Source organism: Alloprevotella sp. oral taxon 473 str. F0040 (assembly GCF_000318095.2).
Lineage (GTDB): Bacteria > Bacteroidota > Bacteroidia > Bacteroidales > Bacteroidaceae > Alloprevotella.
This window is the reverse complement of sequence record NZ_KB290718.1, coordinates 112,898-139,296: the sequence shown is the minus strand read 5'-3', so window position 1 is coordinate 139,296 and position 26,399 is coordinate 112,898. Positions and strand designations below refer to the sequence as shown.

At 47.2% G+C, this 26,399-nt stretch carries 13 protein-coding genes and 1 pseudogene; 13 read left to right on the top strand and 1 reads right to left on the bottom strand.

All coding sequences use genetic code 11. The annotated features are described in order from the left end of the window. Positions 1–242: 242 nt before the first annotated feature. Entirely contained in the window at positions 243–5,423 is a 5,181-nt protein-coding gene (locus HMPREF9999_RS08940) for an alpha-2-macroglobulin family protein (protein WP_009752412.1), read from the bottom strand. A 346-nt stretch (positions 5,424–5,769) separates the two neighbouring features. Here HMPREF9999_RS08940 and HMPREF9999_RS08935 point away from each other — a divergent pair, with 346 nt between their 5' ends. From HMPREF9999_RS08935 to HMPREF9999_RS08875, 13 genes and pseudogenes are all read left to right on the top strand, one after another. Then, positions 5,770–7,431 carry a PAS domain-containing protein gene (locus HMPREF9999_RS08935; protein ID WP_044063436.1) on the top strand — a complete coding sequence of 554 codons (1,662 nt, stop codon included), beginning with the start codon at positions 5,770–5,772 and terminating at the stop codon, positions 7,429–7,431. Between the two features lie 186 nt (positions 7,432–7,617). Next, positions 7,618–9,402: a phosphoethanolamine transferase gene (locus tag HMPREF9999_RS08930; RefSeq protein WP_009752409.1), complete on the top strand. Its 1,785-nt coding sequence runs from the start codon at positions 7,618–7,620 to the stop codon at positions 9,400–9,402. Between the two features lie 251 nt (positions 9,403–9,653). Next, positions 9,654–10,085 carry a tRNA (adenosine(37)-N6)-threonylcarbamoyltransferase complex ATPase subunit type 1 TsaE gene (tsaE, locus tag HMPREF9999_RS08925; protein ID WP_044063410.1) on the top strand — a complete coding sequence of 144 codons (432 nt, stop codon included), beginning with the start codon at positions 9,654–9,656 and terminating at the stop codon, positions 10,083–10,085. A 56-nt stretch (positions 10,086–10,141) separates the two neighbouring features. Beyond that, positions 10,142–12,286 (top strand): family 20 glycosylhydrolase, encoded by a 2,145-nt coding sequence (locus tag HMPREF9999_RS08920; RefSeq protein ID WP_157049649.1) that lies wholly within the window; start codon positions 10,142–10,144, stop codon positions 12,284–12,286. 1,581 nt (positions 12,287–13,867) lie between these two features. Continuing rightward, positions 13,868–14,446, top strand: a complete 579-nt coding sequence (locus tag HMPREF9999_RS10040) for a hypothetical protein (protein WP_009752406.1) — start codon at positions 13,868–13,870, stop codon at positions 14,444–14,446. Positions 14,447–14,452: 6 nt separating this feature from the next. After that, positions 14,453–17,242 (top strand): hypothetical protein, encoded by a 2,790-nt coding sequence (locus tag HMPREF9999_RS08910; RefSeq protein WP_009752405.1) that lies wholly within the window; start codon positions 14,453–14,455, stop codon positions 17,240–17,242. 347 nt (positions 17,243–17,589) lie between these two features. Further along, positions 17,590–19,563, top strand: coding sequence for an LTA synthase family protein (locus HMPREF9999_RS08905; RefSeq protein ID WP_009752404.1), 1,974 nt, complete (start codon positions 17,590–17,592; stop codon positions 19,561–19,563). Between the two features lie 101 nt (positions 19,564–19,664). After that, positions 19,665–21,026 (top strand): metallophosphoesterase family protein, encoded by a 1,362-nt coding sequence (locus HMPREF9999_RS08900; RefSeq protein ID WP_009752403.1) that lies wholly within the window; start codon positions 19,665–19,667, stop codon positions 21,024–21,026. A 209-nt stretch (positions 21,027–21,235) separates the two neighbouring features. Further along, entirely contained in the window at positions 21,236–21,949 is a 714-nt protein-coding gene (locus tag HMPREF9999_RS08895) for a hypothetical protein (protein ID WP_009752402.1), read from the top strand. After that, entirely contained in the window at positions 21,922–23,472 is a 1,551-nt protein-coding gene (locus HMPREF9999_RS08890; RefSeq protein WP_009752401.1) for a glycosyltransferase family A protein, read from the top strand. The genes HMPREF9999_RS08895 and HMPREF9999_RS08890 overlap by 28 nt, the downstream gene beginning before the upstream one ends. 143 nt (positions 23,473–23,615) lie before the next feature. Next, a pseudogene (locus tag HMPREF9999_RS10855) lies at positions 23,616–24,456 on the top strand (alpha-1,2-fucosyltransferase). Positions 24,457–24,496: 40 nt separating this feature from the next. Further along, positions 24,497–25,414: a glycosyltransferase family 2 protein gene (locus tag HMPREF9999_RS08880; RefSeq protein ID WP_009752398.1), complete on the top strand. Its 918-nt coding sequence runs from the start codon at positions 24,497–24,499 to the stop codon at positions 25,412–25,414. 2 nt (positions 25,415–25,416) lie between these two features. Then, positions 25,417–26,325, top strand: a complete 909-nt coding sequence (locus tag HMPREF9999_RS08875) for a beta-1,6-N-acetylglucosaminyltransferase (RefSeq protein ID WP_009752397.1) — start codon at positions 25,417–25,419, stop codon at positions 26,323–26,325. The last annotated feature ends 74 nt before the right edge of the window (positions 26,326–26,399 follow it).

Here is a 26,399-nt window from a genome sequence, read left to right as displayed (position 1 = left end):
GAAATGGTTGCTCGGCCTTGCCATATTAACTCCGCAAAGGTACAAAATAAGGTCGCCCCTCCCAGAAATTTATGGAAAAAGCGACCTTGAGAATGTTAAAACTGCGGATTTTGCTAGTTTAGAAGTAGCAAAATAAGTTCAAATATCGGTGCTGTCGGTGGAAAACTATCTTTAGAGAAGATCTCCCGAAGGCGGAAATATCAACTGCACGATAAGAAAACTCATAGTATAGTCGCTAATTTCTAGCGTTTTACCTCCACTTCCACAGCCGAAGAGTGCGCCACAAACTCAGGAGCGAAGGTGCATTGCACCGTTGCCACACCACCGCTGAAGGCTCCAGCGCGCATCACCACCATCTCATCGTAGAAGGTGTACTTGCCTTTTGCCAAATGCTCGAAGAAGTATTCGTTCTCTGCATCGCGCACCATGCGATAAGCAGACAAACCATTCATCCAAGTCATCCCCGAGAAGGGATTCTTCGACTCTAGGGCAGCCGGACGAGTGGATTTCAGTGCCACGTGGTCGAAGTCGCGATCGGCTTTGAGGGTGTAGACCCAGCGCACGTGATCTCCCACTTTGAGCGTGAAGTGAGTGTTCTTCTGCTTACCCGAAAGTGTCTTCCACTTGCCATCGCGCAGCACTTGCAGGCTGCGTTGGAACTTAAACCCACTACCCTGTGCCGCAATCTCTTCTGGTGAAGCCGTATAAGTAGCCTCCACCGCTCCCCAGGTGGGGGATAGACCGAAAAATGTTCGAGTGGTGAGCAGTGAATACGCTGCATCTGTGGTAGCTCGGGAATTATTCCACACTTGCGTGCGCTTCGACTGCAAGAGCCATAAATACATCTCATTGATGACCTCTTCTCGATCGAGTGACAAAGGTTTGAGCTCCTCGCCGGAAGTCTTTTGCAAAGCCTCGAGCGTCATCACTTGAGTGGGAATGCGATAGGAAGCATATCCACTGAGTGCACGCTGAGTGTCGAAGTAACGTCCCATTTCGGGCGATGCCACCGTGTGCTCAATGACACTTTGCAGGGCAGTCTTCGCAAGCTCTTTGTATTTCGTTTCTGCCAATATCTGTGCCTGCACCGCTTTGCCATACATCGTGTAGGCATACACATCATCTTTGCTCATCTGGTTGCGCCAATAACGAATGGTTGGCGTTTCTTTATTGTCAAGCAGGTGGCACAGATAGAGATAGTTGATTTCAGTTTCTCCTACGTAAGGTTGCAATTTTTTTTGCTTACACTCTGCCATGCGATTCGTCATTTCTTTGTCGAGAAACTTCATCGCAGCTTGGAGCAGTGATCCGTCCAGAGGATAGACGGTTAAGGGTCTATTGGCACGCGCTAAGAGAATGGCAATTTGTGAGGTGATGTAGGGCGATGCCTTCATCCCTGGATACCAGCTCCATCCCCCTTCGCTCGTTTGTTCTGCTTTCAAACGGTCGTAAGCGGATTGACGATAAGCCTGTAGTTCACTATCGGAGAGTGACACCAAAGGACGAAGTGAATAGCTCATGGCATATTGGATGCCGTAAAGGTTCACCGCCTGATCGTAGGCAGAGCCATTGACCACTTGCATCCATTTCGGCACCAAATCAGCCACTTCTTTGTATCCATCTCTTTCCGCTGCCACCTCTATTTTGGCATCCTTGTGTTTGCCCAAACGCGCCATCAGAGCAGCTTTTGCCTTCTCGGTCTTTGCTGTTATGTCTTCTCTGCCGCGCACCGTGAAAGGTTCTGCCACCGTCACGGTGATGTTGCGAGGGAGGATGGGAATTTCATGCTCCTCTCCATCGGAGAAGTTTTCAGACTTTGCCATCACGCGTACAGCAATGTCGGGACAGCCCATAGGCACTTCCCATTCCCATTGTTGAGTGAGCGATTTTCCAGCTTCCAAGTCATAGGGTTGAGAGAAACTTTTGAGCGTTTCTCGAGTGCTTGCGTCGATGATGTCCAGATAGAGATTGCCTTTTTGAGACTGCTCACTCCTATTATATAAGGATACGGGCCATTGCATCCGGTCGCCCTCTCGGAGGAAACGTGGAGTCGCCACTTGCGCGTTGAGCTGCTTGCGTGCCACCACCTTGTCAGTCAGTGTGCCCGAATTGAGCGTGCGGTCGAAGGCAAAGGCGTTGAACGTCCATTCGGTCAAACTACTGGGGAGGATAAAACTAATGCTCGCCTTACCCTCAGCATCTGTGCGAAGCGTAGGATTGAAGTAAGCCGTTTCTGCGAAATTTTTGCGAACAGAGTTAGCGGCATCAGCACTATCCCCATTTTGCCCCGATTTCGCTGTCCTATTTGCTTTGAGCGGCATGGCTCGTGCCTCTTGCACCCTACCACCATCCATGGCAGAGTCGGCAACGGGCATGGCATAGTCAGCAGTCATGACTGTAATACGATCACGGCGTAATTGGGTGTCCAAATAATAATCAAACAAACCACCGCGCCAAGTTACGCTAGGTTGCTCTTTATCGTAGGAGGGCTCGTAATAATAGCGCGGATAAAAGGAAGGCATTCCCACATTGGGATGGTACCAATCTCCAGAAGGCTTTTCGCGCGGAAAGAGATATTGAAATTTCCATGGGTCTTTCTCTGCTGTTCCATCTGGATTGAGGAAGGCATCGAGCGAAGCATCATACAATCGTGCGATGACATTCGCATCAGCGGGTTTGCCATCAGGGTGAGTGACGCTCAGTTGCCACTCTTCATATTGTCCAGGAGTGAGTTGCGAGCGAAAAGTGCTCCACGAAAGTTGCAAACGCTTGTCGGGACGTGGACGAGTCACGGTGATGGTTTTCGTGTGAAATTCGCCATCTTTCAGAAGATAGAGATAAGCTGTCACCGCATCACCCAGATTGTCCTGCTCCTTCCATCGGAAAGTGTGGGTGTATCCATCTTTGACTGCCAATGATTTGCGCTCAATCACACCGCGATTAGTACTCACCAAGCGGAGGAAAAGGCGGCCACTACCATTGATGGTGAGTTGGGCTTCGTCTTCAGCATCATTATATTTCACCTCAAAGAGCGGTTTCTGCTGTTGCTCCTCATCTGTTTCGGTTCGTGGAGAAATCCACTGGTTGAAATTCGTGCTTTGCACCTCGCCATCAGGAGCCACCACCTCCACCGAAAAGTTGAGATTGAGTGATGATTCATCTTCAAATGTCCAATCTACGGGGATAGAGAAACTTCCGTTTTCGTCCGTCTTTGTCTCACCACTGCGATTTTTCAACGAATGATCTACCCCTCCTTTGTTTCTGCCACGGTAGAATCCCCAACCGTTGAGGTTTAATTTCCACTTAAGCACTGCATTCGCAACAGGAATTCCCGCGAAAGTCTCTGCCACTCCCTCAAAATTCACGCTGTCTGTTAGCGCTAGTTTGCGAGTGAGGTCATCGAGTTTCACCGAGAAATTCGGACGCTTATATTCTTCCACGCGGAAACTCTTGGTGTTGCTTGCCGAATGTGGGTTGCCATTGGCATCCACCAAAGCAAATTCTACAGAGAAATTCCCAGGCTTACAGTATTTTGGGAGCATAAATTTAGTGCTCACCACCCCCATCTCGTCCGAAATCAGCGTTTGTGCTTTCACCTCTTTGCAATCGGTGTCGAGCAGTCGTGCTTTCACTGGCGCATTGGGGAGCACCTGATAGATATCTTCTTCTTGCGTATAGATCAGAGCTGAGGCTTCCACCTTTTGGCTAGGACGATAGACTTCACGATCGGTGTACACCGTAATCGAGTGTTCCGCTTTCAAGTTCAGTTGAGTGTGCTTGCGTTGCATCCAGAAGGGAAGTTCTCCTATTTCGGGCAGAGCGTCTAAGTCGGCTTTGTTGTTGATTTCTTCGCCAGATCGTTGATCCACCACTAGATATTCCGGAGCATCTTTGTGTCGGCTCGCACTATTGAAGAGCAAGCGTTGGCCGCGTGATACGTAGCAAGGCGCAAGTCTGTCGTACCATCCATCTACGGTGAGACGCATCATATAGAGTCCCGACTTCGGAGCTTGAAATGCAATCGAGTCTTCGCGTTCTTCGTAGGCAGGAGGCGCATCGGGGCGCATCAGTTTGGTGAAAAGCGGTACTTTCGCCCCATGCTTTTTCAAAATCTGTTGCAAACGCTCTTGCACGTGGTTGCTCGCATTGGCTTTCTCCAGTTCTGTGGCAGAAATGTTCGAGAGACGATAGAGTTGCAGGCTCGCTTTCTGTACATTGCGAAACTTCACAGGGAGCACCACCTCAGTTTCTGGGTAGAGCGCACGTCCTGCTTTCACTTCTTTGTTGTCAGCCCACGCCACTTCAAATGTGGGGTGGGTATGTTCGTTGATAAAATTCTTAAACTCGTGAGCGAAATCCGCATATTTTTTTGTGTATTCCTTTGCCAGTGTTATCGCTTTAGGCAGTTGTTGCGCGAGATTCTCCTCATCACTAGCCATTAGTTGGCATTGCAGTGCTGCCACCTTGCCAGCTTCGGGGAGGTGACCATAGCGCGCCAGCACTTCTTCCACCGCTTCCAAAGTGGCAGCTTGTGAAGCAAAGGTACATTTTCCCCCTACATCAGTATTTTCATCGTTATCCAAGGAAAGTGTTGCTGTGAAATTCTCCAGATAAGAGTCCCCTTTCGCCTGAAGGAGCAGAATCTCAGCCTGCAACGCAGCACGCTCTTCTTGATTCTTGAGGAACAGGTCGCGCGATTTTTCGAGCAATGCGACAAATTCTGCAACACTGAAAGGAGGTTTTGAGTGATAATTTTCAATCTCAAAGAGGTCTTGGAGTAGCGCCACCAGCAGTTTGTGGTCTATCCTTGTTGCTGCTTTGGGAGAAGCATTGAAGAGAGCCTCATAATCCTCCACCTTAGCAGTTGCCAAGGCAGGTATATCCTGAAAGGCAGCGCGAAAATGCTCCAGTGAACGTGTGAGCGGCGTTTTTGCCTGCTCGCCAGCTTCTTCGCCTCCTTCAAGTGCTTCATCGAGTACTTCTGCTTCGTGGTCTACCGATTCTTCACCAAAGATGTCCTCCATAGATGATTCTTGGTTCAGCACCTGAGCCAATACGAAATGCCACAAAGCACGAGGCACAGGGCGCATCTCAGCAGCGCAAAATCGTTCCATATCTTCAAGCACCCTTTGAGTGCTATCGGGCGATATTTCTTTTTCCAGCTGATAAGTGGAGAGCATCGCTGCTATCAGTTGTGGAGTATCATGGGTTTCCAGAGCCTTTTGGCGAATCGTATGGACTGCTTTGAGGGCACTTTTGGGGAGATCCTTTCTGCGGTGTTGTTCCACATTTTTCCACAAGTCCTTGAAAGTTTGTGTAGTCTCGTCCTTCTGTGGAGGCGTATTTATAGTGCGCTGAGCTTGCACTTGAGAAGCCCCCAACAATGAGGAAAGCGCAAGAGCGATGATGTTCTTTTTATCCATAAAGCGGCGGAGTTATTTCAAGAGAACTTCAAGAGTTCTCGTGAGTTCATGGGAAAAATTGGCAAGGAGTGTCTTCATGACAAGAGGGAATTATCCCAGAAATACAGACCATATAAGTTTAGAGAAACTCTTTTAGAGAAACTCTCTTCGTCCTATCGACAAAGTTAGCAGAAACCCACCAAAGTACCAAAGTGTTAGGTGGAAAAGTGAATCGTATTTTCTGAAAAAATATATTTTGTGCGCCAGCTACTTTGTGGACTGTCTAGAAATTAGTACATTTGCTGCACACAACAACAAACAATACAACAACAAACAATACAACAACAAACAACACGCATACTTAACTATGAATCATCAAATGCAAGCGCATCTTCCACAAATCGATTTGGACAAGATGCAAGCTGTTTTAGATATTGAGACACGCTATGTCACAGGAAAAATAACCCTCGAAGAAGGACGTAAAGAAGTGGCAGAGCGTGTGGGAAAAATCCGTCCTTTCCACCTCGCTTTCATCGAACAAACACTCATCGAACACACCGACGAAGAGTGCATTCGCGAAAATATGGCGCAAAAAATCCAACTCTTTGAAGGATACATGGACTATTCTCGTCCCGATGTGCCCGAAGATCATCCTCTCTCTCGCTATTATCAAGAGAACGAGGAGATGAAGCGCCTCCTCCTTGCCGTGGAAGACTTGGTGCAATATCCCGTCATCAAGAATCAGTGGTTGGAGCTTTTTGACCAAATTCGCAAATACCCCATCCACTATTCGCGCAAGCAAAACCAGCTTTATCCCCTTTTGGAGCAAAAAGGCTTCGACCGTCCCACCACCACGATGTGGACTTTTGACGACATGGTGCGCGACAACATCCGCGATGCCTATAATCTCCTCGAAGCAGGCAACGAAGAAGAGTTCATCAAGTCGTGCAACAAACTCATCTTCTATGGTCGCGATTTGATGGAGAAAGAAGAAACTATCCTCTATCCCACTTCTTATGCCATGATCACGGCAGAGGAATTTGAAGATATGAAAGAGGGTGATTTGGAAATTGGATACGCCTTCTTCACCCCTGCGGAGAAGCGTGTTAAAGGCACAACCGTTGCTGGAAAATCCACCGACACTTCTGCATCTTCCGCTCCCGAAGCTGCTGGCTTTGCCGCCGATTTGCAACAACTTCTCTCGAAATACGGCTATTCTGCTGGAGGAAGCGAAAAACTCGATGTCACCACTGGTAAACTTACCTTGGAGCAAATCAATCTCATCTATCAGCATCTGCCCTTCGACATCAGTTTTGTAGATGAAAACGAACTCGTTTGCTTCTATTCCGACACCGACCACCGCATCTTCCCACGCAGCAAAAACGTCATAGGTCGTCAGGTGATGAATTGCCATCCTCGTAAGAGTGCTCATGTGGTGCGTGAAGTCATCGACAAACTCCGCAGTGGAGAACAAGATAAAGCCGAGTTCTGGATCAACAAGCCCGACTTCTTCATCTACATCATTTATGTAGCGGTGCGCGATGCTGAAGGCAACTTCCGCGGAGTCATCGAAGTGATGCAAGACTGCACCCACATCCGCGCCCTCGAAGGTTCGCAAACTCTCCTCAAATGGGCAAGTGATGAAGGCATTCCCACGGAAGCTCCCACCGACAACGCAGCAGCTTCCACCGCGCAGCCCTCATCCACTCCTGCTGCTGCCACTCAGGTCGAAGCAGAAGACACAGAAGAGATTGCCAGTGAAGGTCTCCGCTACACCGCATCGGGAGAAGTCGAAATCACGCCCACCACGCGTTTGATGGATTTGTTGAATCGTTTCCCCGAACTGCGCAATCGTCTCACCGAAATCTCCTCCCTCTTTGCCATGCTGCGCACGCCTTTCGGCAAATTGATGGCAAAAAAAGCCGATGTGCAAAAGATGAGCGAACGTTCCGGGGTTTCTCTCGATAAACTTATTGCAGGCCTCCAGCGCATCACCAGCGAATTGCTCGCAAAAGAAAAGCAAGCATAAGCGCCAACCTGAATAATTGAGCACGCATTCCTTTGAAAAATCGAGGAATGCGTGTTTATTTATTGTTAATTAGAAGGTTCTTACTGCTGATAAGTTGTAACTTCGCAAAATGTATGAATGAAAGGTGATTGACTAATCTCATAGCCTCTTCTTCTCTTGTTATATAAAATCAAAGTCTCCTTTTCAATGATTAGAAAAAATAGTCCATTTGATGGCGTTTTTCAAAAGATTCCGGTACGTTTAACCGCTCTATTGGCACGCATCGCCGATTTGCGCTGGGCTTTTGCTGCTGTTTTTGTCTCTCAGCTTCTACTTTCTGAGTGGTTCTTGTGGAATCTGCTCATGGTTAGTCAGAAGTACAGTATGCTGGATGTGCTTATTTCACAGCCTATTCTTTTTCTCGAGGCTGGTGGTTGGGCTTTTCTAATCGTGCTGTCAGCAGCTCTGTTTCCCTTGCGGTGGTTGCGTCATACGTTGGCAGCTCTAGGGGTCATTCTTTCTGGATTTCTAGCACTTGGAGAAGCACTTCTGCTCAAGGCGTACGATACCGTCTATAATCCTGAAATGTGCAAAAGTATTGTGGCTAGTGATTCGCGTGAAAGTGCAGAGTTCATCGCGAGCATTAGTCATTATTGGGAGCTCTTCTTGTTAATGATAGGCTTGTTGGTTCTTCTTTCTTGGGGGGTAATTCTTTTTTTGCGTCGCCTTCGTCCCATCACGTTTGCTGCTGTTGGAGTGGTTTGTTTTTTTCTCGGTTTTGGACTTTCCATCACGCGCTATCGCAACTGGCAGTGGGCTTATGCCCCAGCGCGCACCACGACCAACGACCGAATGGCGTGGGGACTCTTACGAGCTGTGCGCATGGGACAACAGCTAGACTCCCAGCGGCAGAGCATGCACTTGGCAGCTGAAGCCGCAGTCACAGACACCGTGGCGTCCCCTTTGGGTGAAGAGGTCAATGTCATCTTAGTCTTGGGAGAGAGTGCGCGAGCTGCCTCCATGCAGTGCTATGGTTATCCCTTGCCAACGACTCCCCATCTTAGTCAACTTGCTCAAGCAGGTGAGCTTTGCATCTTCTCCAATGCCGTGAGTCCAGCCAATGCCACTATTGCTTCCACACAGGCCATGCTCACTTATTACACCAACGAACGGCCTAAAGACCATTGGCACCAATACCCTGATCTCCTTTCTGTCCTCAAACGAGGAGGATATGCCACGGCTTGGATCACCAATCAAGAGAGCACCGGTGGACCATGGTCTGTGCAACAGCTCTTTGGGTCAGCTGCCGACACGCTCATGGGAAATGCCTATCGTTTGAACAAAACCAACGATTTGTTCTTGAGTGATTCCCTTTTCTACGACGAACAACTCCTGCCCCACTTACTCACCTTCGATGAGGTGGCGAAAGCACAGCCACACAAGCGCGGACTCTTTGCGGTTGTTCACCTCATGGGCTCTCATGCTGGTTATGCTCATCGCTACCCTAAGCGTTTTGCGCGCTTTGGGGCAAAAGATATAGCCCAAACTCTTTCTCCTGCTCAGAAAGAGGTAGTGGCGCAATATGACAACTCCATCCTCTACAACGATTATGTAGTGAGTCAAATCATGGAGCACTACAGCCATTCGCGTTCGTTGGTTATCTATGTTTCCGATCATGGCGAAGGTCTTTTTGATGATCCTAAAAATCCCGATTTTGTAGGTCATGCAGGCAATGCCCTTGCCCCCAACATCGTGAAAGTGCCCTTTATGGTCTATGCTTCTCCGAAGCTCCGAGAGGCAGCTCCCCAGTGGTGGAACAATTTGCAGCGCATCAAAGACCAACCCGTGATGACCGATGTGTTGTCGCGCAGCATCTCCCATCTTTTAGGCATCCGTACTCGCTATGATCAGCCAGCTTGCTATTTGTTTGAATCGCCCACTCCTCGAGTGCGCAAAGTGATTGCAGCCGATGGAGCGACAGCAGTGTTCTAGCGCGCCGCCCTTCCATCAATCGTCCCAAAGTTTAATAGGTGTGCATCAGAATCATAGCTCTGCTAGACACATCCTGGTAGCTTCTTCATGCACGCATTTCCCACCCTGTTGAGGAAATGCGTGTTTTTGCTTATAGTTTGTTGTTGTATCCGTTCAAAAAGCACGCAGAAAATGTTAAATCGGAAGAAAAAAAGTCCCATTTTCAGAGGGATAGTTCTCTAGATTTCCATGATTATTGTAACTTTGCACGTATGGAATTTATCATAGAAACCATTGATAGCATCAATACCACGGCACAAGAATTTGTTGCCGCGGTAGATCTTCGTAACAAGCGCCGCAATGTCTTTGCCTTTTATGGCAAGATGGGCGCGGGAAAAACTACATTCATCAAAGCTCTCTGTGATGCCCTCGGTGTGGACGATGTGGTGAACTCGCCCACCTTTGCCATCGTCAATGAATATCATAGTGCAGTGTTGGAGGGGCCTGTTTACCACTTCGATTTCTATCGTATCAGGCACGTGGAAGAAGCCTTCGACATTGGCACCGATGATTACTTCTATTCTGGAGCACCTTGTTTTATCGAGTGGCCTGAACTCATCGAACCCTTGCTGCCCGACAATGCGGTGCGTGTTGAAATTCTAGAGATGCCCGATGGTCGTCGCAAGGTAACAATCGAAGACTAGTCTTTGTGTCTAGTCTTCTCTGTTTTTATTCATCATCTTACATTTTAGCCTAATCTATGCACCTACTTTCCCGTTGTTCTGCAGCATTGTTGTGCTGCCTTTTGGCACTACCTGTTGTCGCGCAAAGCCCATCCGACTCGAGTGCCCCTGTAGAAGCCTACACCTTAGACCTCAGTCAAGGACGTGCCACCACATCCCAGGTACGTTTGCTCCCAGCTGAGCTCAAGGCTGGTCTTAAAATCCTTGTGCTCACAGGCACGCTGAGTAGTGATCGCAATGGCGATTTTCGTCAAATCCGTGATCTCTGCCCCAATGTCGAGGTGCTTGACCTCAGTGCAGCTACCTGCACGGAAATTCCCGATAATGCTTTCCTAGGCTACCGTGGACTGCGCAAGGTAGTGCTGCCCCAAGGGGTGAAACGCATCGGTCGTCAAGCCTTTTTCCATTGCAAGAACTTGCAAGAGATTGCGCTTCCTAGCACTGTGACCATTGTAGAAGATGGCGCCTTCAATGGCTGCATCGCGCTCCGCCAGTTCGACATCTCTCGTGCCACATTGCTGCGAGTGGGCTTTGCCGCCTTTGAAGGCGTGCCCTCGGCCCATTTGCCCCAGCCCACCTTCGACCTTTGGGCAAAGGCTGCCACTGAGAAATATTCCCTCATCCCTTATCCTGCCCAGTTGGAAGTGCAGAAGGGCAAGCCCCTTATGGTGAACAAAATCGGGAAAATCGAAGCTGCGCCCGAGCTTGCAAACGAAGCTGCCCATGCCCGTCGCATCCTCCGCAATCGCTCAGGGCTCAATGTGTTGCGTGGTTGTGCCAAAGTGCAATTACTCCTCGATGCCACCGTGCAAAATGCCGAAGGCTACGAACTCACGGCCAACAAGAAAGGTATCGTCATCAAGGGAAGCACCCCTGCTGGTGTATTCTATGGATTGACCACTCTCGAACAACTTCTCACGGCACAGCCCCAGATGCTTGAACCCGTGAAAATTGTAGATGCTCCTCGCACTCGTGTGCGTGAACTCATGGTCGATCCCGTGCGCACCTTCATTCCCTTTGCCGAACTTAAACGCATGGTCACTGAGATGGCGCGCTATAAATACAACGCCCTCCACCTCCACCTCGTGGACGACCAAGCCTGGCGCATCGAAATCAAGAAATATCCTCGTTTGGTAGCAGAAAGCAGCATGCGCCCTGCCATGGACGACATGCTATACACCAGTCGTGGTTTTTACACCCAAGACGAGATGCGCGAACTCGTGGACTTTGCTGCTCAGCACCACATCATGGTGATTCCCGAAATCGAGATGCCAGGTCACGAAGTTGCCGCCATTCACGCTTATCCTCAACTTACCGTGGGCAACAAGAAGGTGCCTGTGCGCACCACCAGCGGAGTGTCTAACAATTTGCTCAATCCTGCCTCTGAATTCACCTACCAGTTCCTCTTTGACGTCTTTGACGAACTCGCCAAAGTTTTCCCTGCACCTTACGTGCATCTTGGTGGTGACGAGGCAGGCAATCCTCCGCTCGACGACTGGACCACTGACTCTGCCTGCATCGCTCTCAAAGAGAAACTAGGCATCACTACCCGCGATCGTTCAGAAAACTGGAAGTTGCAGAAGTACATGTTTGACCGCGTGATTGCTCATCTCCGTGACAAGCTAGGTAAGACGCCCATGTTCTGGTACGAAACCGACTTCAAGGAAATCCAACCTGGTTGCATCACCTTCGCTTGGCGCAATGGCCTCACCAAAACCGCTATCGATGCTGCACGTGCCAACAAGGCACAAATCATGCTTTGCCCAGGAGAACACTGCTATTTTGATTATCCCATGGATCGCGGCGATTTACCCGAAGTCAACTGGGGAATGCCTGTGACGAGTCTCAAGCGTGTCTACGATCTTGATCCTGCTTGGGGACAAGGTGAGGAATTTGAGCGCAACTATCTCTTTGGTGTGACTGGTACGCTCTGGAGCGAATGTATGCCTCAGCCCGAACGTATCTACTATCAAGCCTTCCCTCGCGCAATGGCGTTGGCAGAAGTGGGTTGGACTCCGCAAGCGCATCGCAACTACGACCACTTCCTCCGTCGTCTGCAACTCGTGCAGGCCGATCAACTTCGTCGCGGTTACCCCTCTTCAAGTCGTTACGCTGGTTATGATCTTCTTCGTAAAGAGGTCGCTCCGTCTATCAGCAAGTAAAGGTTTTCCTTTCGTATGGAAGTTTCTGTGCATCTCATACGATAGGCCGTAGCCGATCTTAATCCTTTTGACACATTTGCCTCATTGCCATCTGGTGATGAGGCAAATGTTTTTAGAATGAGGGCTACTCTTGGGAGCAAGATTAGTAAGGTTGTGGTTGAAATATATTGTGTTGGCCTATAGCCGTGAAAGAGGATGGAAAAGGAATTAGGATGTTTCCTCCGTGTGGGGCGGATATCTGGTTTTAAGGAGTTATCCCCCTATAAGTATATGGGAGGATATGGGCGCAAAGAGTGAATAAAACGCAGAAAACTGCACTTTTTTCTTTAGGAGTGGTCTGTTTTGTAAGGTATGAATGGCAATTCATGAATGAATGTGTGTTCTCTGCTTTTCCTTGATGATGATATATTTTGGGGGAGTCACAAGCAGGATTACGGTTCGATGTTAAATCTTATGATGGTAAGCATGGTCAGAAAGATTTTTTTTAGCCTTCGACCAAGGATGTTTTCTCGCGCGTGCGTGTCACGCGCGCCTTCCCTGGTAATTTGACGTTTTTGCTTTCACAACCTTCACCAATCTAGGTGGCGTTTTCTAAGACTAGGCTGATTTTGGGCTTCACGACTCATCATTGTTCAAGGGTAGACATTACAGATTTCGCATCTTGATGAAGATTCATAAATAAACGATGTTCCTAATATGCTTGTATATGTCTTATATTCAGTGTTCTACAAGGAATTCTGTGAAGGTTGTGAAGGTGAAAAGTGATAAACTGCTGTAATGCGTGCGTACGCGTGCGCGCGAGAGAATGCAAATTAGCTTTTTAACCCTACTCTGATGGAGGATGAATGCTTTCCGCAGCGGTGTGGAGAATAACTCCTACTTTTGTCCAAAAGTCTCGGAGTTTTTACTGTAACGCTTCGACTTATTTAGTGCATGCTCTGAGATCTTTTATATTATCTCCCATTTGTGGGCTATCCTCCTGTTTCCAGTTAGTTGCTTTGTCATCTTAACAGCTGAGAGAGTCTAAATATGCACGTTGTGACTAAGTTACTAAGGTGTAATCTAAAGCGTGCCTTAGTTAAGGGAGAAAAAGCTCCGCTTTGCTATTGGTTTCTACATAAGAAATCGATTTGTTTTTTCAATTTTCTGCTTTCGGTCTGCGATTTCAGGCATCGTCTTTGGGGGTATAACTCTGGATAAAAAAATGATATGTATACTTAGTTTTCTGAATTGGTGAACCGTTTTTTTAAGTAATTCTCTGGTTTATAGTTTTTTGTGGCGGTATGGACGCTGTCATCTCTGTGTATGAGTGTTTATTGCGAGTGCCATGTGTAGGATTGAGTAGCTCTTCGTTTCTTAAGACAATGAGATGCCGAGAGAGCTGCAGATGATAAGTCTGAAACCTGTAATTATAAAGTGGAGTTGGGAAATTTAACAGTTATATTTGGGTTAAATGAACAGAATTAGCTTCCTTTGCACCAAACTATTCAACAAAAAACTAGAAAAACTATCATTTTAGCCGTAGCCTAATTGTTTGGTTATAGAAGAAAACTTACTATCGTACGATTACTATCTAAAGTTATGAACAAATTATTCTTTATCCTTGTTCTGGCTGTTTGTGCCCCTATGTCTCTATTGGCACAGTCTGCCTCAAAGGTCGGTGTGAACACTCGTGAACCATCTGAGAATCTCCATGTCAAAGGTACTGTTCGTGTGGAGAAATTACCAGTTGATGGAGAAAGTTCTATTTATACTAATAGTGCAGGCCAAAATACTACTACTGCAAACAATAAATTTTCTGCAAAGAAGATGGTGGTGGCCAATGAACATGGTGTGTTAGGTACCATTCGTGGTGTTGTGAACTGGTTTTTCATGCCCTCTATCACCATCAACACGGCTACAATGAACACTCCACAAACCATAGACCTGTATGAAAAATTTCGTGAGCAGTTTCAAACTCCCCAAGTGAGAAGTGATAATGCCCCACAGTCTATTATGCCCACTTTGCCTACTAATACAGAATTGTATTATTACGTGACAGATTATGACAGGAATGTGCTCACTAATGTGAGTATCAATGCCAATGGGGTGATGACTTATACCGTGAGTCGCCAACCCTCTGAAGCATCGTATGTCAATATTGTCTTCGTTTTAAAGTAATCCTCCATGATGTCTTTAATTAATACCCAGGTTCGCTGGGGAAACGTGCAACGTCTCCTCTGCGTAATCTTCCTATTCTCCTGTGCCTTATGGATGTCAGGGCAAGGAGGTGGTGTGACTATCACTAATGCGACAAGTACGCCACAAACACAATGTCAGGCAAACGGAACAATCACTGTGACCGTTGCTAATCCGCAGAATAAGCCATTGGGTTATCAGTTGTTGTGGGGGACAGGGCAAACACAGGTCAATTACCAAGCAAGTAATAAGTTTACCAATGTGCCTGCTGGTGATTTTAAAGTGAATGTGGTAGATGCTAATAACCATGGCTTAATCTATGCTTCTAAATCGGTAACCGTGGCCAATCATTATGCTTCTATCAGCAAGGTAAATGTAAGTCTTGAAGGCTTGTGCGGAAGTTTTAAGCCTGGGGCCATCATTAAGGTGGATCGTAATTCCATTGTGGGAGGTACTGCTCCTTATACCTATTGCTTTGTGAAGGATGATAATCCGAATTTTGCGGATGATCCTTCAAAGTATTCTTCAAATCCTCAATTTACTGCTCCTGATTTTGGTAAGTATCAAGTCCGTATTAAGGATAAGTGTGGAGCAACGAAGACGGTCACCATGGATGTGCAGCCTACATTGGCGCGTGTCAAGGTGCAGAACTATCCTAGAAACAACCGTACATGTCAGCATGACGGTAAGGCTGAACTTTTTAATATTGGATTGTTTAATCCCGAAACGAATGGTCGTGTAGACTTTGGTGAGTATACAAGACTTGGTGGTGTAAAGATTGAGTTGAGAGAGAATGATGAGCATGGGCAAGTACTGATGAGTGGTATCTTAAAAGATGGACACCACAGAGAGAATGCTAGCAAAGCTACTCAGGACTATCTTTTCAAAATAGCCCCTTCGCATAAGTATTGGGCGAAGATTACCACTCCATGTGGGCAGGAATACAAAGGCCCATTTGACATGAAAACTGAACCCATTTTTTGGCCTAAAGCAATATCTTCGGGATGTGAAGGCTCAGGAGGAGGTATGGTCATTGCGAATACGGGTATGCTTTTCTTAGGTTACCCTGCTAAAGTCTACATTACTAAAGTAGGAGAGACCTCTCCTAGACAAGTTATTCCTATAACGAACGACGATGAAGCATTGTTTAAATCTAAGGTTCTGCCTTTTGGGGACTATAAAGTAGAGATAAAGAATGATTGCGGAGGCGTAGCCCCTCAACCACGAATGATTTACAATGTTAAAGGAGACCCTAATTTTAGAATCGTCTATGTCGATTATGCGTTGAATAGATGTGATGGACAGGACCTTTTTACTCGGGTAACCGGAACAGTAGACGTAGCTGTTGAGATTGGTGGATATATTCCTGACCAAGAACATATGGAGGCTAAAATCATTGAAGGTCCAAGTAATGTGGGAGTGAAAGCCCTTTATAAGAACTGGACACATCGTTGGTACAATATAAAGCCTGGTAAATATAAGATTCAATTTACTAGTTGCGGAGGAACCAGGGTACTGGAATATGAATTTAAACCAGATGAAGTGCTTCGTCAGTCGCTTGTTTCTACGGCAACCTCGAAGTGTGTAGGAGGTGGTAGTATTCAGAGTGTTCCTACCTATAATGGTGGCTTCTCTACAACAGTTGAACTGCTAGATGAAAGATTCAGACCAATCCGTGAGAATGGAGAGATAAAAACGAGTACCAATGGTTCTTTCGCTAATATTCCTCCCGGTACTTACAATACGCGTATGGTCATCTATCCATGGTGTGGTGATCAAAAGCCATACTATGTGTATAACGAACGTCCCTTGGTGATTACGGATGGTCAAACAGGAGCTCAGTTTAAGAGTCTCATAGGTGTGGTGTGTGAGAATACACAAGCAGGGGGTCAACGGAAGGGTACACTCTACATGCAGCTTGCAGCTACCGATGATGCTCAATTATCTTATCGAAAGGTAGGAAGTCAAACATGGATAGAACTTCCTTATGCTAACTATGTGGAGATTCCTAACCTAGATATTGCCACCTATGAGGTGCGTTTGGGTAGCTGTGGTAACTTTAAGAATCAGACGGTGACCATTAGTCCTATTACGCCTGCGCTGAGTGATGACCAGGCACATCCATGTTTGAATAGCTCCTACAGACTGGCCATGCCTTATTATCAGGGAGCCACCTATCTATGGACTAAGAATGGTCAAACATTATCTACTCTTCGTTATGTGGATTTTGATAACTTCACAGAAGCCGACAACGGAGAGTATCAGTGTAAAATTCAGTGGGGTACTTGTGTGACTCGTATAGTGAATTATGCGCTGAATGCACACCTTTGTGGAACCAATATTGGTAATATTTCCCTCGAAGGTACGGTGTTTGATGACCAAAATGGTCTTTCGGATGGTGCTGTGAATGGTAATCCGATTGGCTCAGCAGATGGACAGCAACTTTATATCCATGTGCTGATGCTTAAGAATGGAAGCTATCAGCATGTGGGTACACGTACGCCTGTAGGGGCTAATGGTAAATTTGCCATTCCCGGATTGAGTGCTAACTCGAAGTATCGTCTTATTTTGACTACTTCTGAAGCACCAGTAACATCATCTACCCCCATCCAGAGATGGAATTTTGTTGGTGAGTATTACCAAAATACTGGTAGTGATGGCACTCCAGATGGTGTGTTGGAATTGAATGTCGGCGCAGGCAGCATGCTAGATTTGCGTTTTGGGCTTAGAAGAGCAGTGGTCCTCCGTACCAATCGTCACATCACCACTAAGTTGTAGACTTTATTCTTTTGATTAAATATAATCGGGAGCAGCCAGATAGGCTGCTCCTTTTCGTTGTGGTAGAGACTGATAATCGATGAGGATTTGTGACAAAATTAGGATTGGTGTATGCCTTCGTAAGCGTTTTTACTTCCCTAATCTCCTATAACTCGTAAATTTTGTTTATCTTCGCAAGTTGGAAAGATGTACCGTTTGCTGTGGTCTGTGCCTTGTGTAAATATGAGCGGGGTGATGGCTGTGAATGGTGGACTTCAGTCGCGATGAGCGGACAGTGTCACAAAGAGCGCAGCTCAATGAGAAAATGCTTATGGCACAGTAGTGGGTCCCAAAATCCTGATGTGGATATGAAACAGATAAAACTAAGAAAAGGAATATACTCGTCTCCTCTTGCTTTTGTATGCAACATGTTGATGATTTATGTGTGGTACATGGTGTGCCGTTTGGTGTTTCTTTGGAGCAATTGGGAGAACTATGCAGCAGGTTTTGATAAGTTGGAGCTAAACCAGTTGATCACTGGTTCCCTCTTTTTCGACACTTCTGCTATACTTTACACAAATGCGCTCTACGCACTCCTCATGCTCTTGCCTCTTCACTATAAGGAGCGGAAACCTTGGAAGCGTGTGGCAAAGTGGGTGTTTGTCGTGACGAATAGTTTGTGTCTATCGCTAAACTTAGTAGACGTGGTGTACTTCCGCTACACTAGTCGTCGCACCACGGCTAGTGTGTTTCAAGAGTTTAGTCACGAAGGCAATATCCTTTCAATTATCGGAAAGGAAGTGGTGCATCATCCCTTCATTGTTTTGCTGGGGATAGCTCTCATCGCACTCTTGTGGATTTTATATATAGAGCCACGTGCCTATCGCCCGCAGTTGCGCCCACGCTGGAAGTATTATGTGGTGCAGGTGCTTTCGTTGGGTGTCTTTGTGCCCCTTTGTGTGGCAGGGATGCGCGGAGGATTCACCACCGCGGTGCGCCCCATCACCTTGAGCAATGCCAATCAGTATGTCAATCAGCCAGCTGAGGCAGCCTTAGTCCTTAATACGCCTTTCTCCATCATCCGCACCATCAATAAGAAATCATTTGAGGATCCTAAATACTTCTCTTCTCAAGAATTGGATGCGCTCTATTCTCCACTCCATACGCCTAGAAAAGATCAAGGTGAGATGCAGCGCAAAAACGTGGTGGTGCTCATTTTGGAGAGTTTCGGACAAGAATTTGTGGGAGCACTTAACCCTCAACTGGATGGTGGAAAGTATAAAGGGGCAACGCCTTTCCTGGATTCTCTCATTGCTGTGAGTACTACTTATGAGCAGTCGTTTGCCAATGGTCGCAAAAGTATTGATGGGATGCCCTCAGTGCTTTCGAGCATCCCGATGTTTGTAGAGCCTTTCTTCCTAACGCCTGCTTCGCTCAATCATCTGAGTGGGCTGGCAGGTGAACTCAAAAAAGAAAATTACTACACTGCCTTCTTTCACGGAGCTGCTAATGGGTCGATGGGCTTTCAGGCCTTTGCTAAGTCCACAGGTTTCAAAGACTATTTCGGTCGCACAGAGTTTAATGAAGACAAGCGGTTCCGAGGCGATGAAGATTTCGATGGTACTTGGGCAATTTGGGACGAACCCTTCTTGCAATACTATGCTACGAAGATGAATGAGATGCGCGAGCCTTTCATGACCGCCGTGTTCACCGCTTCTTCACATGCCCCCTTCAAAGTGCCTGAGCAATATGAAAACCAGTTCCCAGATGAAGGACCGACTGTGCTTCACCGCTGTGTGAAGTATAGCGACATGGCTTTGCGCAAGTTTTTCGCCAAAGCGCGCACAATGCCTTGGTATAAGAATACGATCTTCGTGCTGACGGCCGATCACACTAGTCTTTCTAGTCATGCAGAATACAGTACTCCTGTTGGGCTTTTCCGAGTGCCGATTATCTTCTTTGATCCTTCAGGAAAGATGCCGGCAGGTCGCCACCCAGGTATTGCGAAACAAATTGATATTATGCCCACGATTTTGGGCTATCTGCGGTATCCACGCCCCTACATCGCTTTTGGTAATGACTTGACACAGATAGCGGCAACAGATAATTATGAGGTGGCTTACCTCAATGGGGTGTATATCTTCGTGCAAGGCGATGAAGTGCTCCTCTTTGATGGCCAGAAAGTGACGGGTCTTTACGACTACAAGCATGATGTGATGCTGCAACACAATCTGGTCGGCAAGTCTCCTCGACAAGGAGGGATGGAGCGTAAGCTGAAAGCTATTATTCAGTCGTATATGTCGCGTATGATTAGCGACCAAGTGACCCTCCCAAAGCAATAAAAAAGCCCCTCTCTCGTTGTCGAAAGAGGAGCATCATGTAATAGTAGTGGTGCTAAAATGCAGCTTTTCTGTTAAGGAAATGCGCTATATAGTCTCGATAAATGACATTAAAAAAGAAAATATCACTAGGTAGTTTAGCTGCCCTCTTGGTGGGACTCACCATTCTCACCATTGTACGCTGGGAAGTTTGGTTTGGCAATCCTCCCGAAGCTCCCTATGTGCCGAAAGCAGCCCCTACGCGTGTGTTGCTCACCTTCGGCAACGACGGAGAAATGTCGCGCAACGTGAGTTGGATGTGCGACACCGTAGTGCACAAATCGCATCTGGAACTCTTGCCCGAAGGGGGAGATCAACCCATTTGTGTGAAAGCAGATGGAGAGGTCTTTGAATCGCGCAGTGGAAAGGCGGCCTATTATGTGGCGCGCTTGACACAGTTGCAAGACGGGCGATGCTATTACTACCGAGCTGTGACCAATGGTAAGGCTTCACCATGGTATGAGTTTTCAGTGAGCAATCCTGAAGTAAAGAAAGACGTGTCGTTTCTCTTCTTTGGTGATATTCAAGATAGCATCAATGGGGTGACCAACCGCTACATTCGTGAGGCTTGTCTGCAACATTATTCTTCGGACTTCGTGGTTTTTGGAGGAGATTTAGCAGAACGTCCCACCGATGCTTATTGGGCAGAAAGTTTCCGTAGTATAGACGGCATAGCGCAATCGCTCCCTGTGCTGTGTGTGACAGGAAATCATGAGTATTTGAAGTATCCTATTCGCAAGTTGGAGCGACGTTTCTCACTGGTTTTCTCTTATTTCCTCAAATCAATGGTGGGGGAGAACCAAGTCTATACGCTGCGCTATGGAGATGTGCAATTGTTTTTGCTAGATTCCAACCGCGAATGGCCATTTTTAGCACAACAAGCGCGCTGGCTGAAGCAGCAGTTGGGAGAAAGCACTGCGCGCTGGAAAGTGGTCGTGCTACATCATCCTATCTATTCTGCGAAATCTAAATCAAACAATTTGTTCCAACGCTGGGCGTTTGCCGATCTCCTCAATGCCAATGTAGACCTTGTGCTGCAAGGTCATGAACATGCCTATGCTCGCATGACACAATGGGAAGACGGAAAGCGCGTGCCTCCAGTTTATACGGTGAGTCATTGTTCTCCGAAGTTTTATCGGATACATTTTGATGAACGCTTCGACCGTTATGGCACCGGACGGCAGATCTATCAGCATATCGCTGTGCATGGCGACACGCTCTCGATGAATGCTTATGATGCACGCACCGGGAAGCTGTATGATCGCGTGGATGTGGTCAAAGGATTCCACGATAATCCCACCATCATAGACCGAGCAAAAGGCATCCCTGAGATATTAGATTTTACCCCGCAGCCAGGCAATAAGAAAGATGCTGCCTTTGCCGAACGCATTCGTGAGTATAAGGCGCAGAAGGGACTTAAACCCTAATTGGTCAATAGACCGTTATAGTACGACTCGTGATTGAAAAGATAACTTCCTGTCATCTTTGATTTTCTTGTTGGCATCATGTTTTTCGTTCGTTCTCGCCGTAGCCCGCTACGCCTTCGAACTCACGGTAAACAATCTGCTCAACAATCTAATAAAATATGTTCAGGATCTAATGACCGATTTGGGTTAAATAATACGACGATTTCACTATGAAGTGTCTGCATATCATCACTCCTGTCAAAGATAGCATCGATAGCACGCTCGAAACCATGCGTGCTGTGCTAGATAGTGCTTTGACGATTCCGCATACCTATACCATCTACAATGATAACTCCACGCCTGAGAATACCGCGCGCCTCCATGCTGAGGCCGAGAAGATGGGCGTGAAGGTGGTGGATTTGTCGGATTTGACGGATCATCCCTCTCCCAACTATCTTTTTGTCTTGCGACGTTGCCAACAGGAATGTTTGGCTTCCGATGCGGGTTTGCTCATCGTGGAGAGCGACGTCACGGTGAAGCGCGACACCTTGCAAGGTTTGGCAGATGGAGCTTTGGCACGAGAGGATTGTGGCATCGCAGCTGCCGTGACGGTAGATGAAGCGGAACAGGTGAATTATCCCTATCTTTATGCTAAAGGTTGGAATGGGGTGGTGGACTCTCGCAAGCACTGCTCGTTTTGCTGTTCATTGCTCACACCGAGACTGTTGGCAGCCTTTGATTTCCAGCAATTGGATGACACAAAAAACTGGTTTGATGTGACGATTTCGCACGAGAGTTTGGCGGCTAAACTCCACAATTATCTCTTCTGCAACCTCACTGTTTTGCATCGCCCTCACGGTAGTCGTCCGTGGAAGCAACTGAAATATAAGAATCCACTCAAATACTACTGGATTAAATGGACGAAGGGATTCGACAAAATTTAAGCGCAACAGCCATGCCTTTGGTGTCGGTGGTGGTGCCGCTCTATAATATGGAAGAGTTTGTGGGCGACACTTTACGGAGTGTGCTAGCTTCGACCTATCGCAACCTAGAAGTCATCGTAGTGGATGATGGTTCTTCTGATACCTCTCCTGCGATAGTGGCAAAAATTGCTCAGCAAGATTCGCGCGTGAAACTCTTGCATCAAGCCAATGCTGGTCCTTGCCGCGCTCGTAACAATGCTGTGGCAGCTTCACAAGGTCGCTACATTCTCCCCGTAGATGCCGACAATCTGCTGGCTCCTGATTTCATTGCGCAGGCAGTGACCATCTTAGAGGCGCAACCTAACGTAAAAGTGGTGTGCCCTTCGATGGAGTTTATCGGAGATAAGCAAGGACCGTGGCGACTTCCCGAGTTTTCACGCTCATTGCTGGCTCGTCGCAACCATATCGACACTTGTGCGCTATTTCGGCGTGCAGACTTTGACCGCGTAGGAGGCTATTGTGAAAAAATCATTGCGCGCGAAGATTGGGATTTCTGGATTTCTCTGCTCAAAGATGGCGGTGAGGTGGTGCGACTGCCCGAAGTGGGCTGTTATTACCGCGTGCGCAAACAGTCGAAACGCATCAGAGATCGCAAACTCAAAGCACACGTCACTGCTGTGCTCAATGAGCGACACCGAGCTTTCTTTGAAGAACAACTTGGAGGGCCGTTGCGCAGGATGCGCTCATGGTCGCGCTGGATTAACTTTCTCACTCGCCCGTTGCGCTATCGCAAAGTAGTCACCGCTCCTAGGTCGTCTGCCGCGGTGAAACGCTTCGTTAAGCAACTTCCTTGGAGATTTGCCCAAGATGGTCGCGAAATTTTCAAAAATCGCAACGCCATTCGACAGTACGAACTCGGAGAAGACTCGGTGGTGGTGAAACAATTCACGCTTCCAATCTCGTTCAACCGTGTGGTCTATCGCTGGTGGCGCAAGAGTAAGGCGCAACGCTCCTACGAATATGCTATGCAGCTTCGCAATCTTGGTGTCGGTTCTCCCGAACCTCTCGGTTTTTGCGACACTGGCTCGCTCTGCAAAATAGGTTATTGCTATTATGTTTCGCGCAGCTCAAAGCTACGCTACGATTTTCGCGATGCCGTCAATGGTACTCAACCTGATGAAACGAAAATTCTCTGCGCCATCGCAGAGACTACGGCACGCATGCACGAAGGTGGCTTCTGGCACAAAGACTATTCAGGGGGTAACATCCTTTGGGACAGAATTGATGAAGATGGCAACATCGTGAATATTCCTGCGGATGCTCAAAAGATTTATGGCATCGCCATAGAACTCATCGATCTCAACCGTATGCGCTTGGGCAAGGTGTCCCTCGAATTAGGATGCGCTGCCTTCGATCGCTTAGAAGTGGATACTTCACAACAGCGTGTCCTTGCAGAAGTGTATGCTCAAATACGTGGCTTTGATGTTGAGGCGTGCTTTGAAAGTATCGTCGCAGCACGGAAGGCACGAATAGCAAAAGGATAGATCTCGCATAATATCTTCTTCTTTTTCACTTTTTGTAGAGTCGGGCGCAGCCTGCTCTCCCTTGTATGCATACCAAAAAAGTGCCGACACCTTTGTTCAAAGTGTCGACACCAGATTCTAGACAACTCACTACTATACAGCCTATGCGTCTCATAAAAATGACCGGTGGTCTTGGCAACCAAATGTTCATCTATGCGCTCTACTTGCGCATGCGCCGCGACTTCCCCCATACACGCATCGACCTCTCTGATATGCAGCATTATCATGCCCATCATGGCTATGAGATGCACCGCGTGTTTGCACTTCCCCAAACGGAGTTTTGCATTCCGCAATGGATGAAAAAAGTGATGGAGTTTGTGTTTTTCAAAACCATCCTTGAACGTCATCAGAAGGGAAGTCTCAAGGCTTATCGAGAAGCTCACTTCTGGCCGCTCATCTATTATAAAGGATTCTATCAGAGTGAGCGATATTTTGAGGACTTCAAGGACGAAATCCGTGAAGCCTTCACCTTTAACGCTGAGCTGTTGTCCGACAAAACGCGCCAACTCGCGCAAGAGATGCAGCAGTGCATGAGCATCTCGCTCCATGTGCGCCGTGGGGATTACCTCCTCCCTCAATTCTTTCAAAATTTAGGGAGTGTGTGCACAGCCGAATACTACCAGCGTGCAGTGAACTTCATGCACGAGCAGTTCCCCCGACGCTCGCTTCTTTGTTTTCTCAGATGACATTGCATGGGTGAAAGAGCATGTGCAACTGCCCAATGCCACCTATGTGGAGCACAACAAAGGCGCAGATAGTTGGCAAGACATGTATTTAATGAGCCAATGTCGTCATAATATTGTGGCTAATAGTAGCTTTAGTTGGTGGGGCGCGTGGCTAAATGGTCATGCTGATAAAGTAGTTTGTTGCCCTTCCATTTGGACGCGCGCAGGAGGCGATGAAAATCTCTGCCCAGCTTCGTGGCACCGCATTGCAGTGGAATAGTCGTGTTTATTGCCTATTATCAATCTAAAGCCGCATCATTATGGCATTTTCTCTCTCTTCTCTCTTGCATCTAGGGACAAAATTCGGTCGTGCACTGCTCGATATCCCGAGTTTGCTACGTCCTACTCGCCAACCGAAGCTCATCATGACATTGTTGGTGAAGAACGAAGCGGAACTTCTGGCGCAAAATCTTAGATTTCATCGCGCAATGGGGGTAGATGCTTTTATTATCACTGACAATAACTCTACCGATGAAACTCCTGCGATTATTCAAGAATTCGTTGAGAAAGGTTGGATAATTGAGAGTATAAAAGAAACAGATACGGGCTATCAACAGAAAAAGTGGGTAGACCGCATGGTACTTCTCGCTCGAAAGCATGGTGCAGATTGGGTAATCAATGCCGATGCCGACGAGTTTTGGTATGCACCTGGTAGTCTTAAGCATGGATTGGACACGACCTCTGCCAATGTGTTGCGAGCTGAGGTACGCAATGTACTACCCGAAGAAAATCGTCCCTTCACGGAGTGGACTTCTGTGGTGTATCCTGTGCCGAATCCTCAAGATTACGATCTCTCCACCTATAGCATTTATGGCAAAGACATGGTGAAAGTGATGCACCGTACGAAGGGATACTTGAAAATCTCAATGGGAAATCATAAGGTGTCGATGATTTTGCCTCGTCGCAAGAATAGCGACATCACCATCTTCCATTTCAATGTGCGCAGTCGTGCACAGTTCATTGAGAAGATGGAAAATGGAGGTAAAGAACTTGCGGCAAATCCTTCTAAACGTGGTGGTCGTCATTGGAGATATTTCTACGAACTCCACCAACAAGGACTCCTTTCTGCCGAATATGACCGAGTGGTTGGTTATTCTGTCCTTGACCGTCTCCGTGCTGATGGCTTTGTGCGCACAGACGATCGACTTGCCCATTTTTTCTCACTATTGCAACATTAAGCATGAAGCACGCCTATCTCATCCTTGCCCATCATGAACCAGAAGTTTTGCAGCTGCTGCTTACTTCTCTTGATGATGCGCGTAATGACATATTCCTGCATATTGATCGCCGCTCGAAGAGGCTTTTTGCTCGTTTCGAGAAGTGGCAACCACAATCGGCTGGCTTTTTCCTTCTTGAGGAGAGAGAGGCCCCTGCTTGGGGGCATATCTCTATCGTACGTGCTGAGTTGCGACTCTTCTCTGCTGCTTTGGCTCAAGGTGAGGAGTATGCTTATTATCATTTACTTTCGGGAATGGACCTTCCTCTCAAGAGCCAAGATGAGATTCATGATTTCTTTGATGCACATCAAGGCAAGGAGTTTGTGCATTGCGATTTCGCTGAGTCAGCTATGCACATAGCCAATAAGCGTGTCAACCGTCATTATCTCTTTCTACGCTCCTTGTGCAAACGGACTACTCCAACCATGCATCTTCTCACCACTCCTTTTCGTAAAGTAGTGCTAGGTATAGAAAAGGTTACGCATTATAATCGTTTTTCATCAGAGCATACTTTCTATTATGGTTCACAATGGGTGAGCGTCACCCATGGCTTTTGTAAGTATTTGGTGGAGCATTCGTCAGAGATAGAAAAGATGTTCCGATATACACTATGCCCTGATGAACATTACAAACAAACCCTCATCATGGCATCGCCTTTTGCTAAGCATCTATATAGTAAAGATTGTTCTGCTGAATGTACGCAGCGTTTTATAGACTGGAAGCGCGGGAAGCATGGCCATCCTCACACCTTTGAATTAGCAGACTATGAGCAACTGGTGCAAAGCCCATATATGTTTGCGCGTAAGTTCTCAGCAAGTCAGCCACAACTCTTGCAACTCTGGTATAAGAAATTAGGGATAAAGCAGCAGTAAAGCCAACACTCCCACGAGATATTTTTCATCTCGTGGGAGTGTTGGCTTTACTGCATGCGACTACTAAATCACCT

Coding starts and splice junctions, on each gene's coding strand:
- HMPREF9999_RS08900 (WP_009752403.1), top strand. CDS start 19,665: ATGACATTAAAAAAGAAAATATCACTAGGTAGTTTAGCTGCCCTCTTG.
- HMPREF9999_RS08910 (WP_009752405.1), top strand. CDS start 14,453: ATGATGTCTTTAATTAATACCCAGGTTCGCTGGGGAAACGTGCAACGT.
- HMPREF9999_RS08930 (WP_009752409.1), top strand. CDS start 7,618: ATGATTAGAAAAAATAGTCCATTTGATGGCGTTTTTCAAAAGATTCCG.
- HMPREF9999_RS08935 (WP_044063436.1), top strand. CDS start 5,770: ATGAATCATCAAATGCAAGCGCATCTTCCACAAATCGATTTGGACAAG.
- HMPREF9999_RS10040 (WP_009752406.1), top strand. CDS start 13,868: ATGAACAAATTATTCTTTATCCTTGTTCTGGCTGTTTGTGCCCCTATG.
- HMPREF9999_RS08940 (WP_009752412.1), bottom strand. CDS start 5,423: ATGGATAAAAAGAACATCATCGCTCTTGCGCTTTCCTCATTGTTGGGG.
- HMPREF9999_RS08890 (WP_009752401.1), top strand. CDS start 21,922: ATGGACGAAGGGATTCGACAAAATTTAAGCGCAACAGCCATGCCTTTG.
- HMPREF9999_RS08905 (WP_009752404.1), top strand. CDS start 17,590: ATGAAACAGATAAAACTAAGAAAAGGAATATACTCGTCTCCTCTTGCT.
- tsaE (WP_044063410.1), top strand. CDS start 9,654: ATGGAATTTATCATAGAAACCATTGATAGCATCAATACCACGGCACAA.
- HMPREF9999_RS08920 (WP_157049649.1), top strand. CDS start 10,142: ATGCACCTACTTTCCCGTTGTTCTGCAGCATTGTTGTGCTGCCTTTTG.
- HMPREF9999_RS08895 (WP_009752402.1), top strand. CDS start 21,236: ATGAAGTGTCTGCATATCATCACTCCTGTCAAAGATAGCATCGATAGC.
- HMPREF9999_RS08880 (WP_009752398.1), top strand. CDS start 24,497: ATGGCATTTTCTCTCTCTTCTCTCTTGCATCTAGGGACAAAATTCGGT.
- HMPREF9999_RS08875 (WP_009752397.1), top strand. CDS start 25,417: ATGAAGCACGCCTATCTCATCCTTGCCCATCATGAACCAGAAGTTTTG.